Consider the following 20386-nt stretch of genomic DNA (forward strand, 5'->3'; position numbering starts at 1 on the left):
CTGCGGCAAAACCCTTGGGCGCCGCGAGGTGGCTGCTCAGCGCCCTGCAAGAAAGTGCGTCATGCGCTGCATTTCGTCGTCGAGCGCCGCGCGGAACGCCGCACCCGTCGGTTTCTTGCCGGCGTAGCCGAAGCTCGGCTGCAGCGATCCCGCGCGTGCGGACACGTTGGCCCAGCCGATCACGCACTCGTGCTGCAGCATCGGCAACGCGTAGTAGCCGAACTGCCGCTTCGGTTCGGGCGTGTAGGCCTCGAACTTGTAGGCCCAGCCCCAGAGCAGCTCGAAGCGTCGGCGGTCCCACACCACCGGGTCGAAGGGCGCGAGCAGGCGCACTGCATCGTCCGGTGCGTGGCGGCGCGAGCGCGGGTTTTCGTCCGTGGGCCAGTACCAGGTCGTGCCATCGATGCGGCAACTGCCGAGCACCTCGCGGGCTTCGCGCAATGCGGCCTGGGTTTGCGTCGCCAGATGAGGGGCGCCGTAGTTGAGCAGGCGCACGAGATAGGTCAGGCTGCTTGCGGGCAGCGGCGCGTACTTGCGCACGATCAGTTCGAGCAGCGCCGCGGCACGCAGGGCGCGGCCGGTCGGGCTGTCGTCGATCGGCGGCGAGTGGTTCACCGCCGCGTAGATCCGCGTGCCGCTGTCGCGCCGCACCACGCGCAGCATGCCGCGGTAGTGCATGCCGTCGAGCAGGTGCGTGCTGGCATTGCTGGAGCCGCCCCAGTAGTTGGTCATGCGGCCATGCGCGAAGTGTGATTCAACCTCTCGCGGATGCACTTCGCCGCGCTCGCACACAAAGGCCAGGACGTCGGCGGCCTTGCGACGCGTGGCCGCATCCCACGGCTTCTTCTTCGGTTCGCGCGGATGCATGAGTGCGAGGTGCTCGCGCGGCAGGAAGCCGTAGTTGACCAGGCAGTCCTCCTCGATGTCGAGCCTGGCGTAGCGGCGCTCGAGGTCACCCGCGCGATAGTCCTTCACGCGATGCCGCAGCGTCAGGTCTTGCGCACGCGCCGGGGCGCGGATCGGATCGGCCTGCACGAAGCCGAGCTGCCGGATGGCGCGCGGCAGCGTCGTGGGCTTGAAGAGGGTGCGGGCGACGGCGTAGCGGCGCAGGTCGTCGAGGGTGGGGTCGGCCATATGCCGATTGCAGCACAGCCAAACCCGGCCCGCTCTGGGCGTTCAGACCGCGGTCTTGTGCCTCTCGATGCAGACGTCCAGGGTTTCCTCGCCAGGGCGCTGCCACCAGTCCAGCATCGAGAAGATCTCCACTTCGCTGAAGCCGTCGAAGCCCGCGGCCTCGACCCAGCCGCGGATCTTCTTCAGCTCGACCACGCCGTCGCCCATCATCCCGCGGTCGGAGAGCAGGTCGCGGGTCGGCGTGAGCCAGTCGCACACGTGGTAGGCCAGCAGGCGCTCCTTTCCGGCACGCGCGATCTGCTGCTGCAGCTTCGGGTCCCACCACACGTGGTAGATGTCGAGCGCCACGCCGAGCATTCCGCTTTTCTGTGGGTCGAGCTCGTCGCAGACGTCGAGCGCATGTTCGAGCGTGTTGATGCAGGCGCGGTCGGCCGCCTGCATCGGATGCAGCGGCTCGATGGCCAGCGGCATGCCGACCTCGCGGGCGTAGTCGAGCGACGCGGCGATGCCGTCGCGCACCTCGCTGCGCGCGCGGGCGATGTCGGTGTAGGCGGCCTTGCCATCGAGCGCGCCGGGCAGGGCGCCGACGACCAGCACCAGGCAGGGCGCGTTCAGCGTCTTCGCCTCGTCGATGGCGCGGCGGTTGTCGTCGAGCGCGGCCTTCAGGCCGGCCGCGTCGGGCGCCGGGAAGAAGCCACCACGGCAGTAGCCCGACAGGCCGATGCCGTGCGCCTTCAGCTGCGCGGCGACCTTGTCGAGGCCGACGGCGGCGACCTGGTCGCGCCACGGGCTGATGGCGCGGATGCTGCGTTCGGCGCACTGGTCGATGATGCGGTCGAGCGGGACCTCGGCGCCGCGCTGCTTGCGCACCGTGGCGGTGTTGATGGAAAGCCAGTCGTGGTTCTGCGAGAAGTCGCGCATCGGAATCTCAGTGGGTGTCGGTGACGTTGGGGGATGTCCGCTCTCGGCGCAGCTGGCGCAGGATGGCGGCGTTGTCGAGCTCGCCATCGCCCGCGGCGACGGCGGCGCGCATCAGCGCGGCGTGGGTCTCGGACAGCGGCAGGCGCTGCCCCGTGCGTTGGCCGTGGGCGAGCATCAGGTCGACATCCTTGAGGTGCTGGCGGATGCGCGACTGCGGCGCAAAGTCTTCGCTCACCATCATCGCGCCCTTGGCCAGCGCGGCGTCGGAGCGCGCCGGCGTGGCCAGCACGAGTTCGAGGAAGCGCGCCGGTGCGATGCCCATCGATTCGGCCAGCACCATGCCTTCGGCCAGGGCCGCGCGGTTGAGGCCCAGCACCAGGTTGGTCGCCAGCTTGGCGCGCGCGCCGGCCCCGGCGCCGCCGACATGGATGCGCTTGGACGACAGCGCCGACAGCCAGGGTGCCAGCGCCTCGATCGCTTCGGTGTCGCCGCCCAGCAGCAGCGTGGCCTCGCCGGCGGCGATCTGGCGGCTCGAGCCCGACAGCGGTGCTTCGATGAGGTCGATGTGGTGTGCGCTCAGCCGCTGGCCCAGCGCTTCGAGCGCCTCGGGGATGCCGGTCGAGCAGTCGATGACCGCGCGCACCGCGCCGCCTGCGATGAGGCCCTCCGGGCCTTCGATGGCTTCGATGGCACCGGTGGTGTCGAACACGGCGAGCACGATGACTTGGCAGACGGCGCCGAGTTCTCGGGGCGATGCGGCGACGCGCAATCCTTGCGATTGCAGCGCATCGCGCGCCTCGGCCCGGATGTCGAAACCGACGACCTCGAAGCCCGCCTGCGTCAGGCGCTGTGCCAGTGCGGTGCCGACCAGGCCGAGACCGACGAGGCCGACCGGCAGCGATCGATCGAACGCTGGGCGAGGCAAAGACGGCGAGGTCACAGCGACGCCCCACCGCAGATCTGGATCTCCTGCCCCGTGATCGCCGCCGCATCGGGCGACAGCAGGTACGCCACCAGGGCAGCAATCTCCTGCGGCTGGATCAGCCGGCCCATCGGCGGCACGCGCGGCGCCGCCGACTGGCGCGCCGGGTCGTCGAGCATCGCGGTTGCAGTCGCTGCGGGCGAGACGACGTTCACCGTCACGCCGTGGGCGACCGCCTCCGCAGCCCAACTGCGCGCCAGCGCCACGAGCGCAGCTTTTGTCGCCGCGTACTGGCTGCGTCCGGCCATACCACGCGCGACGCGGCTGCCGACCATCACGACACGGCCATGGCCCGCCTGCTGCATGCGTGGCACGAGCACACCTGCGATGCGCGTCAACGCATCGACATGCAGCTGCCACATCAGCTGGCCCTCGTCGGCGTCGAGCGCGCCAAGCGGCCCCACGCGCAGCACGCCGGCGGCATGCACCAAAGCATCGACGGCGCCGTCGTTCAGCGCGACGCGGCTCGCCTGCTCGGTGGCCGCACCGTTGCGCAGGTCGACCGCGACCGCGTTGAAGGCGGCGTGATCGAGCGCGGCCGGCGCCATATCGAAACCGGTGACCTGCCAGCCATCGTCCAGCAGCCGCCGGGCGATGGCGAAGCCGATGCCCGAACTGCTGCCGGTGACGACAGCGTGCCGCCGTTCACTCGACACGGATGTTGCCTTCCGTGATGATCTTCTGCGACGCGGCCATGTCGTCGCGTTGGAACTTCGCGAAGTCGTCGACCGAGCCTGGCGTCAGCAGCAGGCCCTGTGGCGTGAGCTTCTCGCGCATGTCGGCGCTGGCCAGCGCCTTGTTCACCTCGGCGTTCAGGCGCTGCGTGATGTCGCCTGGCAGCTTGGCCGGGCCCCACAGGCCGTACCAGCTGTAGAACTCGTAGCCGTCGATCGTCTCGCCCACCGTGGGCACGTCGGGCAGGCTGGCCGCGCGCGCCTTCGAGGTCACGGCGATCACGCGCAGCATGCCGCTCTTGTGGTACTGCAGCGAGCCGAGGATCGGGTCGATGAAGCCGTCGATCTGTCCGCCGATCAGGTCCTGGAACGCGGGCGCCGTGCCCTTGTACGGAACGATCAGGTAGTCGAGCTTGCCGGCGCGCTTGAGCATCTCGGTCGACAGGTGGCCGGCCGAGCCGATCGATCCGACCGCGAAGGTCATCTTGCCGGGGTTCGCCTTGGCGTAAGCGACCAGCGACTTCACGTCGGTGATCGGCAGGTTCTTGTTGATGGCCACCGACAGCGGCGCCTTGGCGACCAGCGCCACCGGCGTGAAGTTGGCGACCACGCTGTAGGGCACCGACTTCATCGTCATCGGCGCCGTCGTGAAGGTCGAGGCGTTGAACAGCAGCGTGTAGCCGTCGGCCGGTGCCTTGGCCACATTGTCGGCGCCGATGGTGCCGTTGCCGCCGGGTCGGTTCTCGACGATGAAGGTCTGGCCGGTCTGCTCGCCCAGCTTCTGCGCCAGCAGACGGCCCACCGTGTCGAGCGTGCCACCGGGCGGGAAGGGAATGACGACGCGCACCGGTTGCTTGGCCGGCCAGGCCTGCGCGGACGCGACCCCGGCGACGGCGGCCAGCACCAGCGGCACGATGGCCTTCAGCAGGAATCTCTTCTTCATGGTCTTGTCTCCGGTTGTTGTTGTCTGAAGTGGCGGTTCGTTCAGGCTTCGACGCCGTGCAGCGCCAGCAGCGTCCTCATGCGCTGCACCGCCAGCTCCGGCTTCTCCAGCACGCTGGCCGCATCCGCCAGGCGGAACAGTTCCGCGAAATGCTGCAGCGAACGCGTGCTCTGCTGGCCGCCCACCATCGTGAAATGCTTCTGGTGGCCGTTGAGCCAGGCCATGAACACGACGCCGGTCTTGTAGAAGCGCGTGGGCGCCGCGAAGATGTGGCGCGACAGCGGCACCGTCGGGCCGAGGATGGCGTGGAACTTCTCGACGTTGCCCTGCGCGAGCTCGCCGAGCGCCGAACTCGCGGCCGGCGCAATGGCGTCGAAGATGCCCAGCAGCGCATCGCTCTGGCCATGCATCGGCTCGGCGCCGAAGCCGTCGCCCGCGATCAGCTCCGCGTAGTTGAAGTCGTCGCCGGTGTACATGCGCACGCCGGAAGGCAGGCGCCGGCGCATCGCGATCTCCTTGTCCTTGTCGAGCAGCGAGATCTTGATGCCGTCGACCTTGTCCGGGTGCGCCGCGATGATGCCCACGGCTGTGTCCATGGCGGCATCGACGTTCGACGTGCCCCAGTAGCCCGCGAGCGCCGGGTCGAACATCTCGCCGAGCCAGTGCAGCACCACGGGCTGCTTGGCCTGCGACAGGATGCGGTCGTACACGCGCTCGTAGTCGGCCGGGCTCTTCGCGACCCGAGCCAGCGCGCGGCTCGCCATCACGATCAGCTTGCCGCCGAGCTTCTCGATGGCGGCCATCTGCTCCTCGTAGCCGCGGATCACGTCGTCGACGCTCTTCACGTCGTCGAGGTTCAGGTGATCGGTGCCGCAGCCCGAGGCGACCAGCGCGCCGCTTCCATCACGAGAAAAATCCTTCGCGGCGTCGAGCGAGCGGCGGATCAGTTCCAGGGAGGTCGGCCAGTCCAGGCCCATGCCGCGCTGCGCGGTGTCCATCGCCTCGGCCACGCCCAGGCCGAGCGACCAGAGGTGCTGGCGGTAGGCGATGGTGGTGTCCCAGTCGACGGCGGCCTGCAGCCACGGGTCGACCACGGCGAGCGGGTCGGCCACGACGTGCGCGGCCGAGTAGGCGATGCGGTTGAACTGGACGCCGGCGGGCGGTTTCACCGGCACGCTGCCGCGCAGCGTGTACGGTGCGAGAGAGCCGCTCGCGGTCGGCAGGGTGAGGGTGAGTGCCATGGCGTCGCTCCTCAGACCTTCAGCGCGGGCACGTCGACCCAGCGGCGGTCCTTCCACGATTCGAGTGCGGCCTCGACCAGCTGCACGCCCTTGGCGCCTTCGGGCAGCGTCCACTTGTACGGCTCGTTCTCCACCACGTGCCGGATGAAATGCTCCCACTGGATCTTGAAGCCGTTGTCGTAGACCTGCGAATCCGGAATCTCCTGCCACTGGTCGAAGAAGTTCATCGTCTGCTTCTCGTCGGGGTTCCACACCGGGCGCGGCGTGGCCACGCGCGACTGCGCACGGCACGACGAAAGTCCGGCCACGGCCGAGCCGTCGGTGCCGTCGACGTGGAAGGTGACGAGGTCGTCGCGCCGAACGCGCGTGACCCAGCTCATGTTGATCTGCGCGATCACCGGCTCGCCGTTGTGGCCGGTGAGTTCGCAGGTGGCGTAGGCGGCATCGTCGGCGGTCGCTTCGTAGGGCTGGTCGTTCTCGTCCCAGCGCTTGGGAATGTGCGTCGCACCGATGCAGCTCACCGATTTCACTTCGCCGAACAGGTTGTCCAGCACGTAGCGCCAGTGGCACATCATGTCCAGGATCATCCCGCCGCCGTCTTCCTTGCGGTAGTTCCACGAGGGACGCTGGATGGGTTGCAGGTCGCCCTCGAACACCCAGTAGCCGAACTCCAGGCGCACGCTCAGCATGCGGCCGAAGAAGCCGGCGCGGCGCAGCATGTCGAGCTTGCGCAGACCGGGAAGGAAGAGCTTGTCCTGCACGGCGCCGTGCTTGAGGCCCGAGCCTTCGGCGAGGCGCGCGATCTCGACCGCTTCGTTGAGGTTGGTCGCGATCGGCTTCTCGCAGTACACGTGCTTGCCGGCGCGGATCGCCTTCGCCAGCAGGGTGGGGCGCATCTGCGTGGTGCCGGCGTCGAAGAAGATCGTGTCGTCCGGGTTCTCGAGCGCCTTGTCGAGGTCGGTGCCCCAGCGTGCGATGCCGTGCTTCTTGGCCAGTGCTTCCATCTTCTCGGCGTTGCGGCCGATGAGGATCGGGTCGGGCATGACCTTGTCGCCGTTGGAGAGCGTCACGCCGCCTTGCGCGCGGATGGCGCAGATGGAGCGGATCAGATGCTGGTTCATGCCCATGCGCCCGGTGACGCCGTGCATGATGAGTCCGAGTCGTTGTGTAGCCATGGTTTCTCTGCTTGCTGCGGTTGGAATGGGGTGGAGGTTTATTGCGGCGACAGGCCGGCGGCCTTCACCAGCTTGGCGTTGCTGCCGATCTCTTCCTTGATGTAGGCGTCGAACTGCGCGGGCTGCAGCGTCCAGGCATCGGCGCCGAGCTTCAGGAAGCGCTCCTTGACCTCGGGCGTTGCGAGTGCCTTCACGACCTCGTCGTGCAGGCGTGTGACGATGTCGCGCGGCGTCTTGGCCGGCGCCATCATTCCGATCCAGAAGTTGAATTCCGAACCGGGCACGCCGGCTTCGGCCGTGGTCGGCACGTCGGGCAGCGCGGCCGCGCGCTTGGGCGAACCGACGGCCAGCGCCAAGAGGTGGCCCTCCTTGATCTGGCCGATGACCGGCGCGATGGGCGAGAAGTAGTAGTCGACGCGGCCCGACAGTACCTCGGTCACCGCATCGGCCGAGCCCTTGAACGGGATGTTGGTCGCATCGATGGCCGCGGCCATCTTGAACTTCTCGGCGTTCAGGTGCGTCGCGCTGCCTTGGCCGGCGGAGGCGAAGTTGATGGTGCCGGGCTTGGCCTTGGCGGCCGCCACCAGATCCTTCAATGTCTTGATGTTCTTCGACGGCGAAATGACCAGCGCGTTCGGCAGCGTGGAGATCGGCGTGATGCCGGTGAAGTCGGCCACGGTGTCGAAGGGCAGCTTGGCGAAGGTCGACGGGCTCACCGTGTGCGACGACGAGTGGATCATGATCGTGTAGCCGTCCGGCGCGGCCGTGGCCACGGCCTGCTGCCCGATCGTGCCGCTGGCGCCGCCGCGGTTGTCCACCACCAGCGTCTGACCCATGCTCTGGCCCATCTTGTCGGTGATGGCGCGGGCAATGATGTCCGTGGTGCTGCCGGCGGCGAAGGGCACGATCACGCGGATCGGCTTGTTGGGATAGGCGTTCTGCGCGACGGCGCCTGGGGTGGTCAATGCGGCGATGCACGCCATCGAGGCGGCCGTGGCGATGCGGGCGAAAGTGGTCATGAAAGTCTCCGTTGATTTCTTGGGCGCACCCGCGCGGGCGCCGGTGAACTTGTTAATTCACCAATTGGTGAATTGAGGATGATTTTCGGCCGATGGCCATCGACGGTCAATTGCCGTGCGGAAGGTCGGGGTCAGGGATTACCCGGGCACGCAGACCCGCGTCGGGTGGGGTTCAGTAGGCCGTGCCCATGGCATCCCAGCGGATGCCGGCACCGCGCTCGCCGGTGGCGAAGCCGGTCGTACCAAGCGACGACAGGTCGATCTGTCCGCCGACGATGCGCAGGCGCACCGCGCCGTGGCTCTCGGCGTACAGCGCGGGGTGCCGCACCGCGAAGGCACGCTGCTCGTCGATGGGCCATGCGGCCATGCCGTCGACGTAGTGGTGGCCGTTGCGCTCGACGTGCTCGAGGCCCAGCCAGCCGACGAGCGCCAGGTCCTGCTGCAGCCCGACGCCGGCCTGCATCGTGAGGTCTTCGCCGGAAAGAAACAGCGCCTGGCCCTGTGCGCGGGACTGTGCGCAGCGCGCCGCATTCACGATCGACTTGTAGAAGCCCTTGCAGCTCTTGCTCGACACGCCGGTGTAGCCGAGCGCGCGGGCCTGCAGGAAGCTGTCGAGCGTGGCGTCGGATTCATCCACCAGCAACGGGATGCGTGCTGCGGCCGTGCGCACGTCGTGTTCGAGTGCGTGCGCGCGCTGGATGGGCTGTTCGATAAAGGCCGTCTTCGCGGCCATCGTCTTCAGCTGCGGCGCGGCGAGGAAGGCGTCGAGAAACTGCGAGAAAGCCTCGACGTCTGCGTACTGCTCGTTGCCGTCGAGCGTGACCAATGCAGCCTGCGTGTCGATCACCTCGGCGATGCGCGTCAGGCGGTCGAGGTCGGCGTGCGTGTCGCCCGACAGCTTGAGCTTGAAGTGGCGGTGGCCGTAGCGTGCGATGGCGGCTTCGAGCGACGCGGGCAAGCCGTCGTGGGGTGCAGCATCGCCGAGGTCCGCATCGCGGATGGCATCGGCCAGGCCGACGGTGTGTCGCGCCGCGATCGATGGGCGTCCGCGCGGCTGCGCCAGGAAGCCGTCGAGGTCGAAATCGTGCAGGTCGGGTGCCAGGCCGTGGCGTGCCAGGTCGATGCCGGCGAGGTTGCGGGCCATCGCCTCGCCGAAGCTGCAGCCCCGATGCAGGCACACGGCGTCGAGCACGGCGCGGTCGATCAGCGCGGGGCCGTAGCTGGCCACCAGGGGCCCCAGGCCCTGGCGAGAGCCCGTCGCCAGCACGTCCTCGTAGTGCTCGGCGAAATGGTCCCATGCGCACTGCGCCGCACCGGTCGTCGTGTAGGCCTCGCGTGCGTTGCGCAGCGCCTGGCGCAGCTGCTCGAAGTTCTGCGCGTTCGACAGTGCCGGGTTCTTGTCGAACCACTTGGGGATCATCATCTCCGCCGCGCAGCCTTCGCTGGTGCGGCCATCCTCGAAGCGGATGCGGGCGCGCACGTACACCTGCGGACAGGCGGTGACCGTCACGGCGCCGAAGCGGAAGGGGAGCCGCAGCCGGACCTCGCGTTCGGTGAAGCGGATGTCGTCGACGTGGAAGCGGGGCGCCGCAGGGGCCATGTGCAATCTCCAGCGCGCATCCGACGCACGCGGCTCAGTGGTCGAGGATGCCTTGCGAGAAGAAATGCGCGCGGATCGTTCGGGCGTAGTCGCCGAAGGCGGCCGAGCCCATGATGTCCAGCGGGCGCTCGGGTGGCAGGTCGATGTCGTAGACGGCGGCGATGGTGCCCGGCCGCTCGCTCATCACGATGACGCGGTCCGACAGGTACACCGCCTCGGGAATGCTGTGCGTGATGAGCATCACCGTCTTGCCCGACGCCGCCCAGATGCGGCGCAGCTCGAGGTTCATCTTCTCGCGCGTCATCGCGTCGAGCGCGCCGAAGGGCTCGTCCATCAGCAGCACGGTCGGGTCGTGCAGCAGGGCGCGACAGATCGATGCGCGCTGCTGCATGCCGCCGGACAGTTGCCACGGGTACTTGCCCTCGAAGCCTTTCAGGCCAGCCATCGCGATCAGCTCGGCGGCGCGTGCGCGCGCCGCAGCCATCGGCAGGCGGCGAATCTCGGCCTGCAGCAGGATGTTGTCGAGCACGCTGCGCCAGGCCAGCAGCACCGCGCTCTGGAACACGATGCCCACGTCCTTCTGTGCGCCCTGGATCGGCTTGCCCGACAGCGTGAGTGCGCCGGCGGTGATCGGCAGCAGGCCCGCCACCATCTTCAGCAAGGTGCTCTTGCCACAGCCCGACGGACCGACGATCGAGACGAACTCGCCCCGGTGGATGGCGAAGTGGAGCGGCTTCAGCGACTCGACCGGGCCGTCCTTGGTCTGGTAGACCTTGGTGACCCCGCGGGCTTCGATCAGGACATCGGACATGGACGAGGAGGGGTCAGTTCGCGGGTAGGAAGTCGAGGGTCACGTAGTCCTCGGGCTTGCCGCGCGTGGCCGCGTCCATGCCGCCGTACTGCACCAGCAGGTCGAGCGAGTCGTTCACGTTCTTCATGCTCACGCGGAAGGGGCGCTGGTTCGCCGTTTCCTTGGTGTGATAGAGCGCGACGCTCTGCTTCATGCCGACGATGAGCGTGTCGCGCACGCCGGCCTTGGGGTTGGCCTTGAGCATCGCATCGACGGCGGCTTCAGGGCTCTTCTCGGCGGCTTCCGCGGCCTTGGTCGACGCGCGCATGAAGCGCTTCACCAGGTCAGCGTTCTCGGTCAGCAGGTTCTTGTTGGCGATGATCCCCGAACTGATCTGGTTCACGCCCGAGTCGGCGAAGCGGATCGGCGTGACCGGCTTGCCGGTGGCGTCCTGCAGCTTGATGGCCTGGTCCATCACGTAGCCCAGCAGCAGGTCGGCCTGGCCGTTCATCACGGCGTTGAGCTTGGTCTGCCCGTCGCCCGAGACGATCTTCACCTGGTCGGGCTTGATGTCGTTGACCTTGAGGAAGAGCGGCCACATCTGCGACATCGAGTCGCCCGGCGTGGTCGCCACCGTCTTGCCGATGATGTCCTTCGGCGTCTTGATGTTCTTCTCGGTGAAACCCATCACCGACATCGGGCTCACCTGGAACAGCACGCCGGTCGACTTGAGCGGTGCGCCCTTGGCGGCGGCCTTGATCATGGTCGTGACGTCGATGTAGCCGAAGGTCGCCGACTTCGCGGCCACGGCCTGCGCCGTGACGGCCGAACCGCGGCCTTCCTGGATGTCGAGGTCGATGCCCTCTTCGGCATAGAAGCCGCGCTCCTTGCCGAGGAAGAAAGGCGCGTGCTCGCTGTAGAGGTACCAGTTGAGCATCAGCGTGACGTTCTCGGGCGCCTTGGTCTGCGCGTGGGCGGGCGTCGCTGCCAGGAGCGCCGCGGTGGCAGCGGCGGCGATCAGTGTGGGGAGCAGTCTCTTCATGGTGTGGTCTCCAGTTGTCTCTGTGTGCAGGAATGAAGAAGGGCGGGACTCACTGCAGCTGGCGCTGCGAGGCGTGCCAGGGAATCATCAGCCGCTCGGCCAGGTCGACGGCGACGAACAGGACCACGCCGATGCTCGACAGCACCACCAGCGCGGCGAACATCAGCGGCAGGTCGAAGTTGCCGTTGGCCACCTGCAGCACGTAACCGATGCCCGAGTTGGAGCCGACGAATTCGCCGACCACCGCGCCGACGACGGCCAGGGTGACCGACACCTTCAGGCCGCTGAAGATCGCCGGCAGTGCCTGCGGCAGGCTGATCTTGAAGAAGGTCTGCAGGCGGCTCGCGCCCATCGAGCGGGCCAGGTCGAGCATGTCGGGCTCGACCGACTTGAAGCCCATCACGGTCGACACCACCACCGGGAAGAAGCCCAGCAGGAAGGCCGAGATCACCTTCGGGAAGATGCCGAAGCCGAACCACACGACGAACAGCGGCGCGATGGCGACTTTGGGGATGCTCTGCGAGAACACCAGCAGCGGATAGACGTACGACTCGACAAGCCGCGAGTACGCGATGACCATGGCCATCGGGATGCCGATGACGATCGTGAGCCCGAAGCCACCGAGTGTGGCGAGCGTGGTCTTCCAGCTCTCGCTCAGCAGGCGCGGCCATTCGGCGATGAGCTGCTTCACGACCTCGAGTGGCGGCGGGATCAGGTAGGCCGGGATCCTGAAGAGACGGATGGCCAGGTCCCAGAGCACCAGGAGCACGACGATGAGAAAGAACGGGCGCAGGGCCGGTTGCAGAAGAAGCCTGCGAAGCATCGAGCGTGGTCTCCGGGGACGCGCATCACATCGACGACGCGTTTAAATCACCAAGCGGTGAATTGTTGGAGCGCGGTCGATGCGGTGTCAACGACACCTAGGGAAAGCACGGGTCAGCGCAGCACGTAGCCGAGCACCATCTCCGTCATGTGCGACAGGCGTTGGGCCAGTGCCTTCGGCGCCTTCAGGTCGCGGCCGAAGATGGCGGACAGCGTGGCATTGTTGGAAAGATAGAAGTAGCAGATCGACGCGATCGAGATGTAGAGCTGGATCGGGTCGACACCGTCGCGGAACAGGCCTTGCTGCCGGCCGCGGTCGAGCACGTCGGCCAGCAACTGCACCAGCGGCGAGTTCATTTCCTGGATGCGCGCGGACTGCTTCAGGTGCACCGCCTGGTGCAGGTTCTCGCTGTTGAGCAGTGTGATGAACTCCGGATGCTCGAGGTAGTAGCGCCAGGTGAAGGACACCAGCTGCCGCACCGCTTCGACCGGGTCCATGGCATCGAGGTGCAGCGCCTGCTCGGCCGCGCGGATGTCGGCGTAGGTGCGCTCGAGCACCGCGAGGAAGAGGTCGTCCTTGTTGCCGAAGTAGTAGTAGATGAGCCGCTTGTTGACGCCGGCCTGCTCGGCGATGCGGTCGACGCGCGCGCCGGCGAGGCCGAACTGCGAGAACTCATCGAGCGCCGCAGTCAAGATGGTCAGCTGGGACTTGTCGGCGTCGCGCAGGCGCGGGGGCGAAGAGGAAGAGGCCATCGTTCGGGTTCAGACTAACCGGGGAGGGAATTATGGTGGCTGCCTCCGTCGCATCGACGATGCGGAACGCAGAAGCAGCGGACGAAAAAAAAGCCGGCGGTTGCCGGCTTTTTCGATGCAGCGCACGAGGCGCCGCGGGGGCTCACTTGACGTGCTTGCCGATCAGGGCGGCGAGCTCGAACATCGAGACCTGGGCCTTGCCGAAGATTTCCTTCAGCTTGGCGTCGGCGTTGATGTTGCGCTTGTTGGCCTTGTCTTGCAGGTTGTTCTTCTTGATGTAGTCCCACAGCTTGCTGACCACAGCGGTGCGCGGCAGCGGCGTGGAGCCGACGACGGCGGCGAGTGCCGGGCTGGGGGTCAGGGCCTTCATGAACGCTGCGTTGGGCGTGCGCTTCTTGGCGGGTGCAGCCTTCTTCGCAGGTGCCTTCTTGGCCGGAGCGGCCTTCTTGGCGGGCGCAGCCTTCTTGGCCGGAGCAGCCTTCTTCGCAGGTGCTGCCGCCTTCTTGGCCGGTGCAGCCTTCTTTGCGGGAGCCTTTTTGGCCGGAGCCTTCTTTGCAGTTGCCATGGTTGATTTCCTTTTTTGGTTGGACATTTCACCAATGAAAAGCTGCGTCTCCACTGGCAGAGCGCATGCTAAAGGAGAAAAAACGCGTTTCCAAGGGAAAACGGGACTTTTTCATTGGGGGCTGTTGTTTTTTCAGAGGGGAAAGCGGTGCTTTCATCACTCTGGGCGCACGCGTTGCGCGCTCAGTGCGCCATCGGCGTCGATGTGCGTGATGGCCAGGTGGCGAGAACGACGCCCGCCAGGGCCATCGCGAAGGCACCGATCTGCGGCGCGCTGAGTGTTTCTCCGAGCACCACGACGCCGACGACGGCCGCGCTCACGGGCAGCATCACGGTGAACACGCCGGCCTGCGCGGCAGGCACGCGTTGCAAGCCGGTCATCCAGAGCCACACCGTCCAGATGCTCGCGGCCAACGCGTACACGACGAGCAGCGCCCAGAGGCCTGCGCTGACGGCGCCGAAATCGAAACGCAGCGCGAACCAGATGCCCAAGGGCGTCGACAGCACGAAGCCCCAGAGGTTGATGAGCGACGAGATGCGCTTGGGGCCGAGTCGTCCGGTCAGCGACTTGCCGATGACGGCGTACGACGCTTCGCACAGCACCGCGCAGAACACCAGCACGTTGCCAAGCCACGGCATCGACGCGCGCGGCGCCGCGCTGTCGACGGGCGCATGCGCAGGCGTCAGTGCCAGCAAGCCGATGCCGATGGCCGCGCAACCGATGGCCATGCCGATGCGCCAGCCGATGCGCTCACGCAGGAAGAGCCAGCTTGCGACCGCGACCACGGCAGGGATCGACGCCATGATCACGCCGGCCGACACCGCGCTCGTCAGGCTCACGCCGAAGAGCATGCAGATCGAGAACATGAAGTTGCCGAGGAAGGATTCGAGGAAGACGAGTCTGCGCGTGCGCCGCGTCATCGGCGCTTCGTCGGCTGGCCGGCGCAGCCAGTGCGGCATGGCCAGCGCGGCGATGCCGAAGCGCAACCACGCGAGCAACAGCACGGGAAAGGCAGCGACCAGCGGCTTGGAGAGCGCCACGTACGCGCCCACCAAAGACATGCTCAGGGCAAGACAGCCATAGGCGACGAGGCGGCGTGGATCGTTGGCGGCAGGGCTCACTAGACTGGCGATCGATGCTGGAGATTGGATTTCGATGATGCCCCAACCCGAAGAGGCGACTCGCCATGTGTTCGTCTACGGCACCTTGCGCCGCGGGGAGCGCAACGACATCGCACGCTACCGTCCGCTGCCGCTGTTCGTCGGCCCGGCGGCGATCGACGGCTGTCTGTACGACCTCGGGGCCTACCCCGGGCTCGTTTTGGGCGAGGGCGGCCAGGTGGTGGGCGAGGTCTACCGCATCACCGCTGCGGTGGAGGCCGCGCTCGACATTCTCGAGGAAGTGAAAGCCGACGGATCGGGCGAATACCGCAAGCGGGAGGTGCCGGTCGTGATGGCCGGTCAGTCGTTGAACTGCCTGGTCTACGAGATCCATCCGGAGCGCCTGTCCGGCCGGCCCGTGATCCCTGGCGGTGATTGGCTTCGCCGCTGAGCCGGCGTTTCATTGTCGGAAACGCCTTTCGCGATGTGCAATGCGCGCATGTTGCGGCGCACTATTTTTTCTCGATATGAGAAAGAGAATTTCGCATTGAGGAAATTGATGATTAAGTTGTTGTTCTGATTGAAGAAAATATATGTCTTATATAAGACATAAGACAGAAGCCTGCGCATACAGTGAATGCCAAGGCCCAGCGCCTTCCCATCAATCAACCGCAACGGAGTCACCATGCCGCAGACCCTCACCGAACAACTCAGCCGTGAACAGCAGATCGCAGCCCTCGAAAAAGACTGGGCCACCAACCCGCGCTGGAAGGGCATCAAGCGTGGCTACACCGCTGCCGAGGTCGTGCGGCTGCGCGGTTCGTTCCCCATCGAGCACACGCTCGCGCGCCGCGGTGCGGAGAAGCTCTGGGACCTCGTGCACAGCGAGCCCTACGTGAACTGCCTCGGCGCGCTGACGGGCGGCCAGGCCATGCAGCAGGTCAAGGCCGGCATCAAGGCCATCTATCTGTCGGGCTGGCAGGTCGCAGCGGACAACAACAGCTACGCATCGATGTACCCGGACCAGTCGCTGTACCCGGTCGACTCGGTCCCGACCGTCGTCGAGCGCATCAACAACACCTTCCGCCGTGCGGACGAGATCCAGTGGTCGAAGGGCACCAACCCGGGCGACGCGGGCTACGTCGACTACTTCGCGCCGATCGTGGCGGACGCCGAGGCCGGCTTCGGCGGCGTGCTCAATGCCTTCGAACTGATGAAGGCCATGATCAAGGCCGGTGCCGGTGGCGTGCACTTCGAAGACCAGCTCGCGTCGGTGAAGAAGTGCGGTCACATGGGCGGCAAGGTGCTGGTGCCGACCATCGAAGCCGTGCAGAAGCTCATCGCCGCGCGCATGGCCGCCGACGTGTGCGGCACGCCGACACTGGTCATCGCACGGACGGATGCAGAAGCCGCAGATCTCATCACCAGCGACTACGACGAGAACGACAAGCCCTTCATCACCGGCGAACGCACGGCCGAAGGCTTCTATCGCACCAACAAGGGCATGGAGCAGGCCATCAGCCGCGCGGTGGCCTACGCGCACTATGCCGACCTGGTGTGGTGCGAGACGGGCACGCCGGACCTCGAGTTCGCCCGCAGATTCGCCGAAGCCGTGCACAAGGTGCACCCGGGGAAGATGTTGGCGTACAACTGCTCGCCGTCGTTCAACTGGAAAAAGAATCTCGACGACGCGACCATCGCCAAGTTCCAGAAGGAACTGGGCGCCATGGGCTACAAGTACCAGTTCATCACGTTGGCAGGCATCCACTCGATGTGGTTCAACATGTTCGATCTGGCGCAAGACTACGCGCAGCGCGGCATGTCGGCCTATGTGGAGAAGGTGCAGGAACCCGAGTTCGCGGCACGCGAGCGCGGTTACACCTTCGTGTCGCATCAGCAGGAAGTCGGCACCGGCTACTTCGACGAGGTGACCACAGTCATCCAGGGCGGCAAGTCGAGTGTGACGGCGCTGACCGGTTCGACCGAAGAAGAGCAGTTCCACTGAGATCGATCTGCTGTCACCTTCAAGCCCGGCCCGCGTGCCGGGCTTTTTTCTGTGCTGCGGATAGAATCGGCGGCTTCTGTCTCACCCACAAGAGCGAGAAAGGCAATCTGGTTATGACACCGCGAACTACGACCCGTGCTACCTGCGGCGCTTCCCTCGAAGGAACGCACCGGTAATCCGCGCACGCTGGTCCGCCAGTCGTATCACCAGAACAAAGCGCGGTCCTCCGCGCTTTTTTTGTTTTTCAGTCCGAGGTTTTCTCCATGATCCAGATCACGCTTCCTGACAACTCGCAGCGCGAGTACCCCGGCCCGGTGTCCGTGGCCGATGTCGCCCAATCCATCGGCCCCGGCCTGGCCAAGATGACAGTCGCCGGCAAGGTCGACGGCAAGCTTGTCGACGCCAGCGACATCATCGACCACGACGCCAAGCTGCAGATCATCACGCCGAAGGACGAGGAAGGCCTCGAGATCATTCGCCACTCGACGGCCCACCTGGTCGGCCATGCGGTCAAGCAGCTGTACCCGACGGCCAAGATGGTGATCGGGCCGGTGATTGACGAAGGCTTCTACTACGACATCTCGTACGAGCGCCCCTTCACGCCGGAAGACATGACGGCGATCGAGGAGCGCATGAAGGCGCTGATCGCGCAGGACTACGACGTCGTCAAGAAGATGACGCCGCGCGCCGAGGTGATCGAGGTCTTCACGTCGCGTGGCGAGGACTACAAGCTGCGCCTGGTCGAAGACATGCCCGACGAGCAGGCGATGGGCCTGTACTACCACCAGGAATACGTCGACATGTGCCGCGGCCCGCACGTGCCCAACACGCGCTTCCTGAAGGTCTTCAAGCTCACGAAGCTGGCCGGCGCCTATTGGCGTGGCGATGCGAAAAACGAGCAGCTGCAGCGCATCTACGGCACGGCCTGGGCCGACAAGAAGCAGCTCGAGCAGTACATCCAGCGCATCGAGGAAGCCGAGAAGCGCGACCACCGCAAGCTGGGCAAGGAACTGGACCTCTTCCACATCGACGAAGTGGCGCCGGGCGTGGTCTTCTGGCACCCCAAGGGCTGGGCGGTGTGGCAGCAGGTGGAGCAGTACATGCGCGCCATCTACCGCGACACCGGCTACTGGGAAGTGAAGGGCCCGCAGATCCTCGACAAGAGCCTGTGGGAGAAGACGGGCCACTGGCAGAACTACCGCGACAACATGTTCACGACGGAATCGGAGAAGCGCGAATATGCGCTCAAGCCGATGAACTGCCCGGGCCACGTCCTGATCTTCAAGTCGGACCTGCGCAGCTACCGCGACCTGCCGCTGCGTTACGGCGAGTTCGGCCAGTGCCACCGCAACGAGCCCAGCGGTGCACTGCACGGCATCATGCGGGTGCGCGGCTTCACGCAGGACGACGGCCACATCTTCTGCACGGAAGACCAGATCCTGGAAGAGTGCGTCAACTACACGGCGCAACTGCAGAAGGTATACGCCGACTTCGGCTTCACGGACATCCTCTACAAGGTCGCCACGCGGCCGGACAACCGTGTCGGTTCGGACGAACTGTGGGACAAGGCCGAGCACGCGGTCATGGAAGCACTGCGCCGGTCGGGTGTGGACTTCATCATCTCGCCCGGCGACGGCGCCTTCTACGGCCCGAAGATCGAGTACACGCTGAAGGACGCGCTCGGCCGCCAATGGCAGTGCGGCACGATGCAGGTGGACTTCAACACGGCCGAGCGACTGGGTGGCGAGTACGTGACGGAGACGAGCGGCCGCGCGCACCCGGTGATGCTGCATCGCGCCATCGTCGGCAGCCTCGAGCGCTTCATCGGCATGCTCATCGAACACCACTCCGGCGCGCTGCCTGCGTGGCTTGCACCGGTGCATGTCGCGGTGCTCAACATCAGTGAAGGCCAAGCAGACTACGCGGCATCAGTGGCGAAAACGCTGCAGAATCAAGGGCTTAGAGTTCAGCTCGATCTGCACAACGAAAAGATTACGTATAAAATACGGAAGCATTCGTTGCAAAAGCTTCCTTACATCCTTGTCGTAGGTGACAAAGAGAAGGAAGCAGGTGCCGTCGCAGTGCGCGCCCGAGGCAATGTTGACCTCGGTGCCATGTCGGTAGAGGCGTTCTCGCAAAAGATCGCCGACGACATTCAACACAAACGCTGATTTTTTCGAGAAGTCCGTTTGTGGGCGTGGATTCGACGGTGTTAGCTACAGTTTCTGTAGCAATTTGATTGAAGGATTCTGACCATCGCTACTGCATTTCGCGACCGCCGCCACCGCGAGGAACGCCAACACCGCCTGAACCGGGAAATCATGGCCCCGGAAGTCCGCCTGGTCGGCCCGGAAAACGAGCCATTGGGTGTCATGAGTATTTCCGAGGCGCTGCGTCTGGCCGGTGAGGCCGACGTGGACCTGGTCGAAGTGGTGGCTGCGGCCAATCCGCCGGTCTGCCGTCTGATCGAGTACGGGAAGTTCAAGTACCACGAGCAGAAGAAAGCCGCGGAAGCGAAGTCCAAGCAGAAGGTCATCGAGGTCAAGGAAATCAAGTTCCGGCCCGGTACCGACGATGGCGACTACAACATCAAGATGCGCAACATCAAGCGCTTTCTTGAAGAGGGCGACAAATGCAAGATCACGCTGCGCTTTCGCGGCCGCGAGATCACGCACCAGGAGCTTGGGCTGGCTTTGCTTAATCGCATTCGCGACGAGTTGGCCGACGTGATCACGGTCGAGCAGTTTCCGAAGCTGGAAGGCCGCCAGATGATCATGATGATCGCGCCGGGCCGCAAGAAGCCCAACGGCGGCAAGCCGGCGACCGAGGCTGGTGCTTCGGCACCGGCCACGGCCTGAGCTTGTAGAAGAGGTTTTGAAGGGATTTCGCGGTGGCCCCGGTCTTCGGACCGGGGCGGCGGCGGGATAAAGAAGTGTCTCGGGGCCAACAAGTCTGCGGAGTATCCGCAGCGCCTCACGAGCACAAATTAAAGGAGCATGAACATGCCCAAAATGAAGACCAAGAGCAGCGCGAAAAAACGTTTCCGCGTTCGTCCCGGTGGCACCGTCAAGCGCGGGCAAGCCTTCAAGCGTCACATCCTGACCAAGAAGACCACCAAGAACAAGCGCCATCTGCGCGGTGCAGTGACGGTTCACGAAACCAACATGGTTTCGATGGCTGCCATGCTGCCCGGCATGGGCATTTAATTCAGACGAACAGGAGTAACACATGCCTCGCGTCAAACGTGGTGTAACGGCTCGCGCCCGCCACAAGAAAGTTCTCGCCCTCGCCAAGGGTTTCCGCGGTCGCCGCGGTAATGTCTTCCGCGTCGCCAAACAGGCGGTGATGAAGGCGGGTCAATATGCCTACCGTGACCGCCGCACCAAGAAGCGCGTGTTCCGTCAGTTGTGGATCGCGCGTATCAACGCCGCGTCCCGCGAACTGGGCATGACCTACAGCCAGTTCGCCAACGGCATCCGCAAGGCCGGTATCGAGATCGACCGCAAGGTCCTGGCCGATATCGCCGTGCACGACAAGGCCGCTTTTGCCGGCATCGTGGAGCAGGTCAGGGCCAAGCTGGCTGCTTGACCCGCACAGCAGTCTGTCGCTCTTCGGGGCGG

21 protein-coding genes are annotated in these 20386 nt (G+C 65.7%); 6 read left to right on the forward strand and 15 right to left on the reverse strand.

Annotated elements, in window-relative coordinates; translation table 11 throughout:
* Positions 1-36: 36 nt before the first annotated feature.
* The 15 genes from ACSFA2_RS03410 to ACSFA2_RS03480 all read right to left on the reverse strand — a co-directional run bounded on the left by ACSFA2_RS03410 (position 37) and on the right by ACSFA2_RS03480 (position 14782).
* Positions 37-1134 carry a DNA glycosylase AlkZ-like family protein gene (locus tag ACSFA2_RS03410; protein ID WP_435453889.1) on the reverse strand — a complete coding sequence of 366 codons (1098 nt, stop codon included), beginning with the start codon at positions 1132-1134 and terminating at the stop codon, positions 37-39.
* A 42-nt stretch (positions 1135-1176) separates the two neighbouring features.
* The gene (locus tag ACSFA2_RS03415; protein WP_435453890.1) at positions 1177-2055 is read right to left on the reverse strand and encodes a sugar phosphate isomerase/epimerase family protein; all 879 of its coding nucleotides are present in this window, start codon (positions 2053-2055) and stop codon (positions 1177-1179) included.
* A 7-nt stretch (positions 2056-2062) separates the two neighbouring features.
* Positions 2063-2980 (reverse strand): NAD(P)-dependent oxidoreductase, encoded by a 918-nt coding sequence (locus tag ACSFA2_RS03420; protein WP_435453891.1) that lies wholly within the window; start codon positions 2978-2980, stop codon positions 2063-2065.
* Positions 2981-2991: 11 nt separating this feature from the next.
* Complete coding sequence (locus ACSFA2_RS03425; protein WP_435453892.1) at positions 2992-3693, reverse strand: SDR family NAD(P)-dependent oxidoreductase; 702 nt, start codon at positions 3691-3693, stop codon at positions 2992-2994.
* Positions 3683-4654: a Bug family tripartite tricarboxylate transporter substrate binding protein gene (locus tag ACSFA2_RS03430; protein WP_435453893.1), complete on the reverse strand. Its 972-nt coding sequence runs from the start codon at positions 4652-4654 to the stop codon at positions 3683-3685. Before ACSFA2_RS03430 ends, ACSFA2_RS03425 begins: the two co-directional genes overlap by 11 nt.
* A gap of 41 nt (positions 4655-4695) precedes the next feature.
* Positions 4696-5895, reverse strand: a complete 1200-nt coding sequence (locus ACSFA2_RS03435; protein WP_435453894.1) for a dihydrodipicolinate synthase family protein — start codon at positions 5893-5895, stop codon at positions 4696-4698.
* An 11-nt stretch (positions 5896-5906) separates the two neighbouring features.
* Positions 5907-7070, reverse strand: a complete 1164-nt coding sequence (locus tag ACSFA2_RS03440; protein ID WP_435453895.1) for a Gfo/Idh/MocA family protein — start codon at positions 7068-7070, stop codon at positions 5907-5909.
* Positions 7071-7108: 38 nt separating this feature from the next.
* Entirely contained in the window at positions 7109-8089 is a 981-nt protein-coding gene (locus ACSFA2_RS03445; RefSeq protein WP_435453896.1) for a tripartite tricarboxylate transporter substrate binding protein, read from the reverse strand.
* Positions 8090-8261: 172 nt separating this feature from the next.
* On the reverse strand, positions 8262-9689 hold the full coding sequence (locus ACSFA2_RS03450) for an enolase C-terminal domain-like protein (RefSeq protein ID WP_435453897.1): 1428 nt from the start codon (positions 9687-9689) through the stop codon (positions 8262-8264).
* A 34-nt stretch (positions 9690-9723) separates the two neighbouring features.
* Complete coding sequence (locus tag ACSFA2_RS03455; protein ID WP_435453898.1) at positions 9724-10500, reverse strand: ABC transporter ATP-binding protein; 777 nt, start codon at positions 10498-10500, stop codon at positions 9724-9726.
* A 13-nt stretch (positions 10501-10513) separates the two neighbouring features.
* Positions 10514-11521, reverse strand: a complete 1008-nt coding sequence (locus ACSFA2_RS03460) for an ABC transporter substrate-binding protein (protein WP_435453899.1) — start codon at positions 11519-11521, stop codon at positions 10514-10516.
* 49 nt (positions 11522-11570) lie between these two features.
* Positions 11571-12344 carry an ABC transporter permease gene (locus ACSFA2_RS03465; RefSeq protein WP_435453900.1) on the reverse strand — a complete coding sequence of 258 codons (774 nt, stop codon included), beginning with the start codon at positions 12342-12344 and terminating at the stop codon, positions 11571-11573.
* 113 nt (positions 12345-12457) lie between these two features.
* Positions 12458-13096, reverse strand: a complete 639-nt coding sequence (locus tag ACSFA2_RS03470) for a TetR/AcrR family transcriptional regulator (RefSeq protein WP_435453901.1) — start codon at positions 13094-13096, stop codon at positions 12458-12460.
* 142 nt (positions 13097-13238) lie between these two features.
* Complete coding sequence (locus ACSFA2_RS03475; protein ID WP_262077107.1) at positions 13239-13661, reverse strand: SWIB/MDM2 domain-containing protein; 423 nt, start codon at positions 13659-13661, stop codon at positions 13239-13241.
* Positions 13662-13843: 182 nt separating this feature from the next.
* Positions 13844-14782: a DMT family transporter gene (locus ACSFA2_RS03480; RefSeq protein WP_435453902.1), complete on the reverse strand. Its 939-nt coding sequence runs from the start codon at positions 14780-14782 to the stop codon at positions 13844-13846.
* A gap of 37 nt (positions 14783-14819) precedes the next feature.
* Between ACSFA2_RS03480 and ACSFA2_RS03485 the strand changes: the two genes are divergently transcribed.
* From ACSFA2_RS03485 to rplT, 6 genes are all read left to right on the forward strand, one after another.
* Positions 14820-15212, forward strand: coding sequence for a gamma-glutamylcyclotransferase family protein (locus tag ACSFA2_RS03485; RefSeq protein WP_435453903.1), 393 nt, complete (start codon positions 14820-14822; stop codon positions 15210-15212).
* A gap of 234 nt (positions 15213-15446) precedes the next feature.
* Positions 15447-16766 carry an isocitrate lyase gene (aceA, locus tag ACSFA2_RS03490; RefSeq protein ID WP_435453904.1) on the forward strand — a complete coding sequence of 440 codons (1320 nt, stop codon included), beginning with the start codon at positions 15447-15449 and terminating at the stop codon, positions 16764-16766.
* Positions 16767-17029: 263 nt separating this feature from the next.
* Positions 17030-18937 carry a threonine--tRNA ligase gene (gene thrS / locus ACSFA2_RS03495; protein WP_435453905.1) on the forward strand — a complete coding sequence of 636 codons (1908 nt, stop codon included), beginning with the start codon at positions 17030-17032 and terminating at the stop codon, positions 18935-18937.
* A gap of 75 nt (positions 18938-19012) precedes the next feature.
* Complete coding sequence (infC, locus tag ACSFA2_RS03500; protein WP_435454169.1) at positions 19013-19624, forward strand: translation initiation factor IF-3; 612 nt, start codon at positions 19013-19015, stop codon at positions 19622-19624.
* A 144-nt stretch (positions 19625-19768) separates the two neighbouring features.
* The gene (gene rpmI, locus ACSFA2_RS03505) at positions 19769-19972 is read left to right on the forward strand and encodes a 50S ribosomal protein L35 (protein ID WP_132733279.1); all 204 of its coding nucleotides are present in this window, start codon (positions 19769-19771) and stop codon (positions 19970-19972) included.
* A gap of 22 nt (positions 19973-19994) precedes the next feature.
* Positions 19995-20354 (forward strand): 50S ribosomal protein L20, encoded by a 360-nt coding sequence (rplT, locus tag ACSFA2_RS03510; protein WP_307689828.1) that lies wholly within the window; start codon positions 19995-19997, stop codon positions 20352-20354.
* The last annotated feature ends 32 nt before the right edge of the window (positions 20355-20386 follow it).

The organism is Variovorax cryoconiti, assembly GCF_051216395.1.
GTDB lineage: Bacteria > Pseudomonadota > Gammaproteobacteria > Burkholderiales > Burkholderiaceae_C > Variovorax.

Excerpts from the sequence above, each read along its gene's own strand:
- ACSFA2_RS03410 (WP_435453889.1), bottom strand. The coding sequence starts at position 1,134 with ATGGCCGACCCCACCCTCGACGACCTGCGCCGCTACGCCGTCGCCCGC.
- ACSFA2_RS03415 (WP_435453890.1), bottom strand. The coding sequence starts at position 2,055 with ATGCGCGACTTCTCGCAGAACCACGACTGGCTTTCCATCAACACCGCC.
- ACSFA2_RS03430 (WP_435453893.1), bottom strand. The coding sequence starts at position 4,654 with ATGAAGAAGAGATTCCTGCTGAAGGCCATCGTGCCGCTGGTGCTGGCC.
- ACSFA2_RS03435 (WP_435453894.1), bottom strand. The coding sequence starts at position 5,895 with ATGGCACTCACCCTCACCCTGCCGACCGCGAGCGGCTCTCTCGCACCG.
- ACSFA2_RS03440 (WP_435453895.1), bottom strand. The coding sequence starts at position 7,070 with ATGGCTACACAACGACTCGGACTCATCATGCACGGCGTCACCGGGCGC.
- ACSFA2_RS03445 (WP_435453896.1), bottom strand. The coding sequence starts at position 8,089 with ATGACCACTTTCGCCCGCATCGCCACGGCCGCCTCGATGGCGTGCATC.
- ACSFA2_RS03450 (WP_435453897.1), bottom strand. The coding sequence starts at position 9,689 with ATGGCCCCTGCGGCGCCCCGCTTCCACGTCGACGACATCCGCTTCACC.
- ACSFA2_RS03455 (WP_435453898.1), bottom strand. The coding sequence starts at position 10,500 with ATGTCCGATGTCCTGATCGAAGCCCGCGGGGTCACCAAGGTCTACCAG.
- ACSFA2_RS03460 (WP_435453899.1), bottom strand. The coding sequence starts at position 11,521 with ATGAAGAGACTGCTCCCCACACTGATCGCCGCCGCTGCCACCGCGGCG.
- ACSFA2_RS03465 (WP_435453900.1), bottom strand. The coding sequence starts at position 12,344 with ATGCTTCGCAGGCTTCTTCTGCAACCGGCCCTGCGCCCGTTCTTTCTC.
- ACSFA2_RS03470 (WP_435453901.1), bottom strand. The coding sequence starts at position 13,096 with ATGGCCTCTTCCTCTTCGCCCCCGCGCCTGCGCGACGCCGACAAGTCC.
- ACSFA2_RS03475 (WP_262077107.1), bottom strand. The coding sequence starts at position 13,661 with ATGGCAACTGCAAAGAAGGCTCCGGCCAAAAAGGCTCCCGCAAAGAAG.
- ACSFA2_RS03485 (WP_435453903.1), top strand. The coding sequence starts at position 14,820 with ATGCCCCAACCCGAAGAGGCGACTCGCCATGTGTTCGTCTACGGCACC.
- aceA (WP_435453904.1), top strand. The coding sequence starts at position 15,447 with ATGCCGCAGACCCTCACCGAACAACTCAGCCGTGAACAGCAGATCGCA.
- thrS (WP_435453905.1), top strand. The coding sequence starts at position 17,030 with ATGATCCAGATCACGCTTCCTGACAACTCGCAGCGCGAGTACCCCGGC.
- rpmI (WP_132733279.1), top strand. The coding sequence starts at position 19,769 with ATGCCCAAAATGAAGACCAAGAGCAGCGCGAAAAAACGTTTCCGCGTT.
- rplT (WP_307689828.1), top strand. The coding sequence starts at position 19,995 with ATGCCTCGCGTCAAACGTGGTGTAACGGCTCGCGCCCGCCACAAGAAA.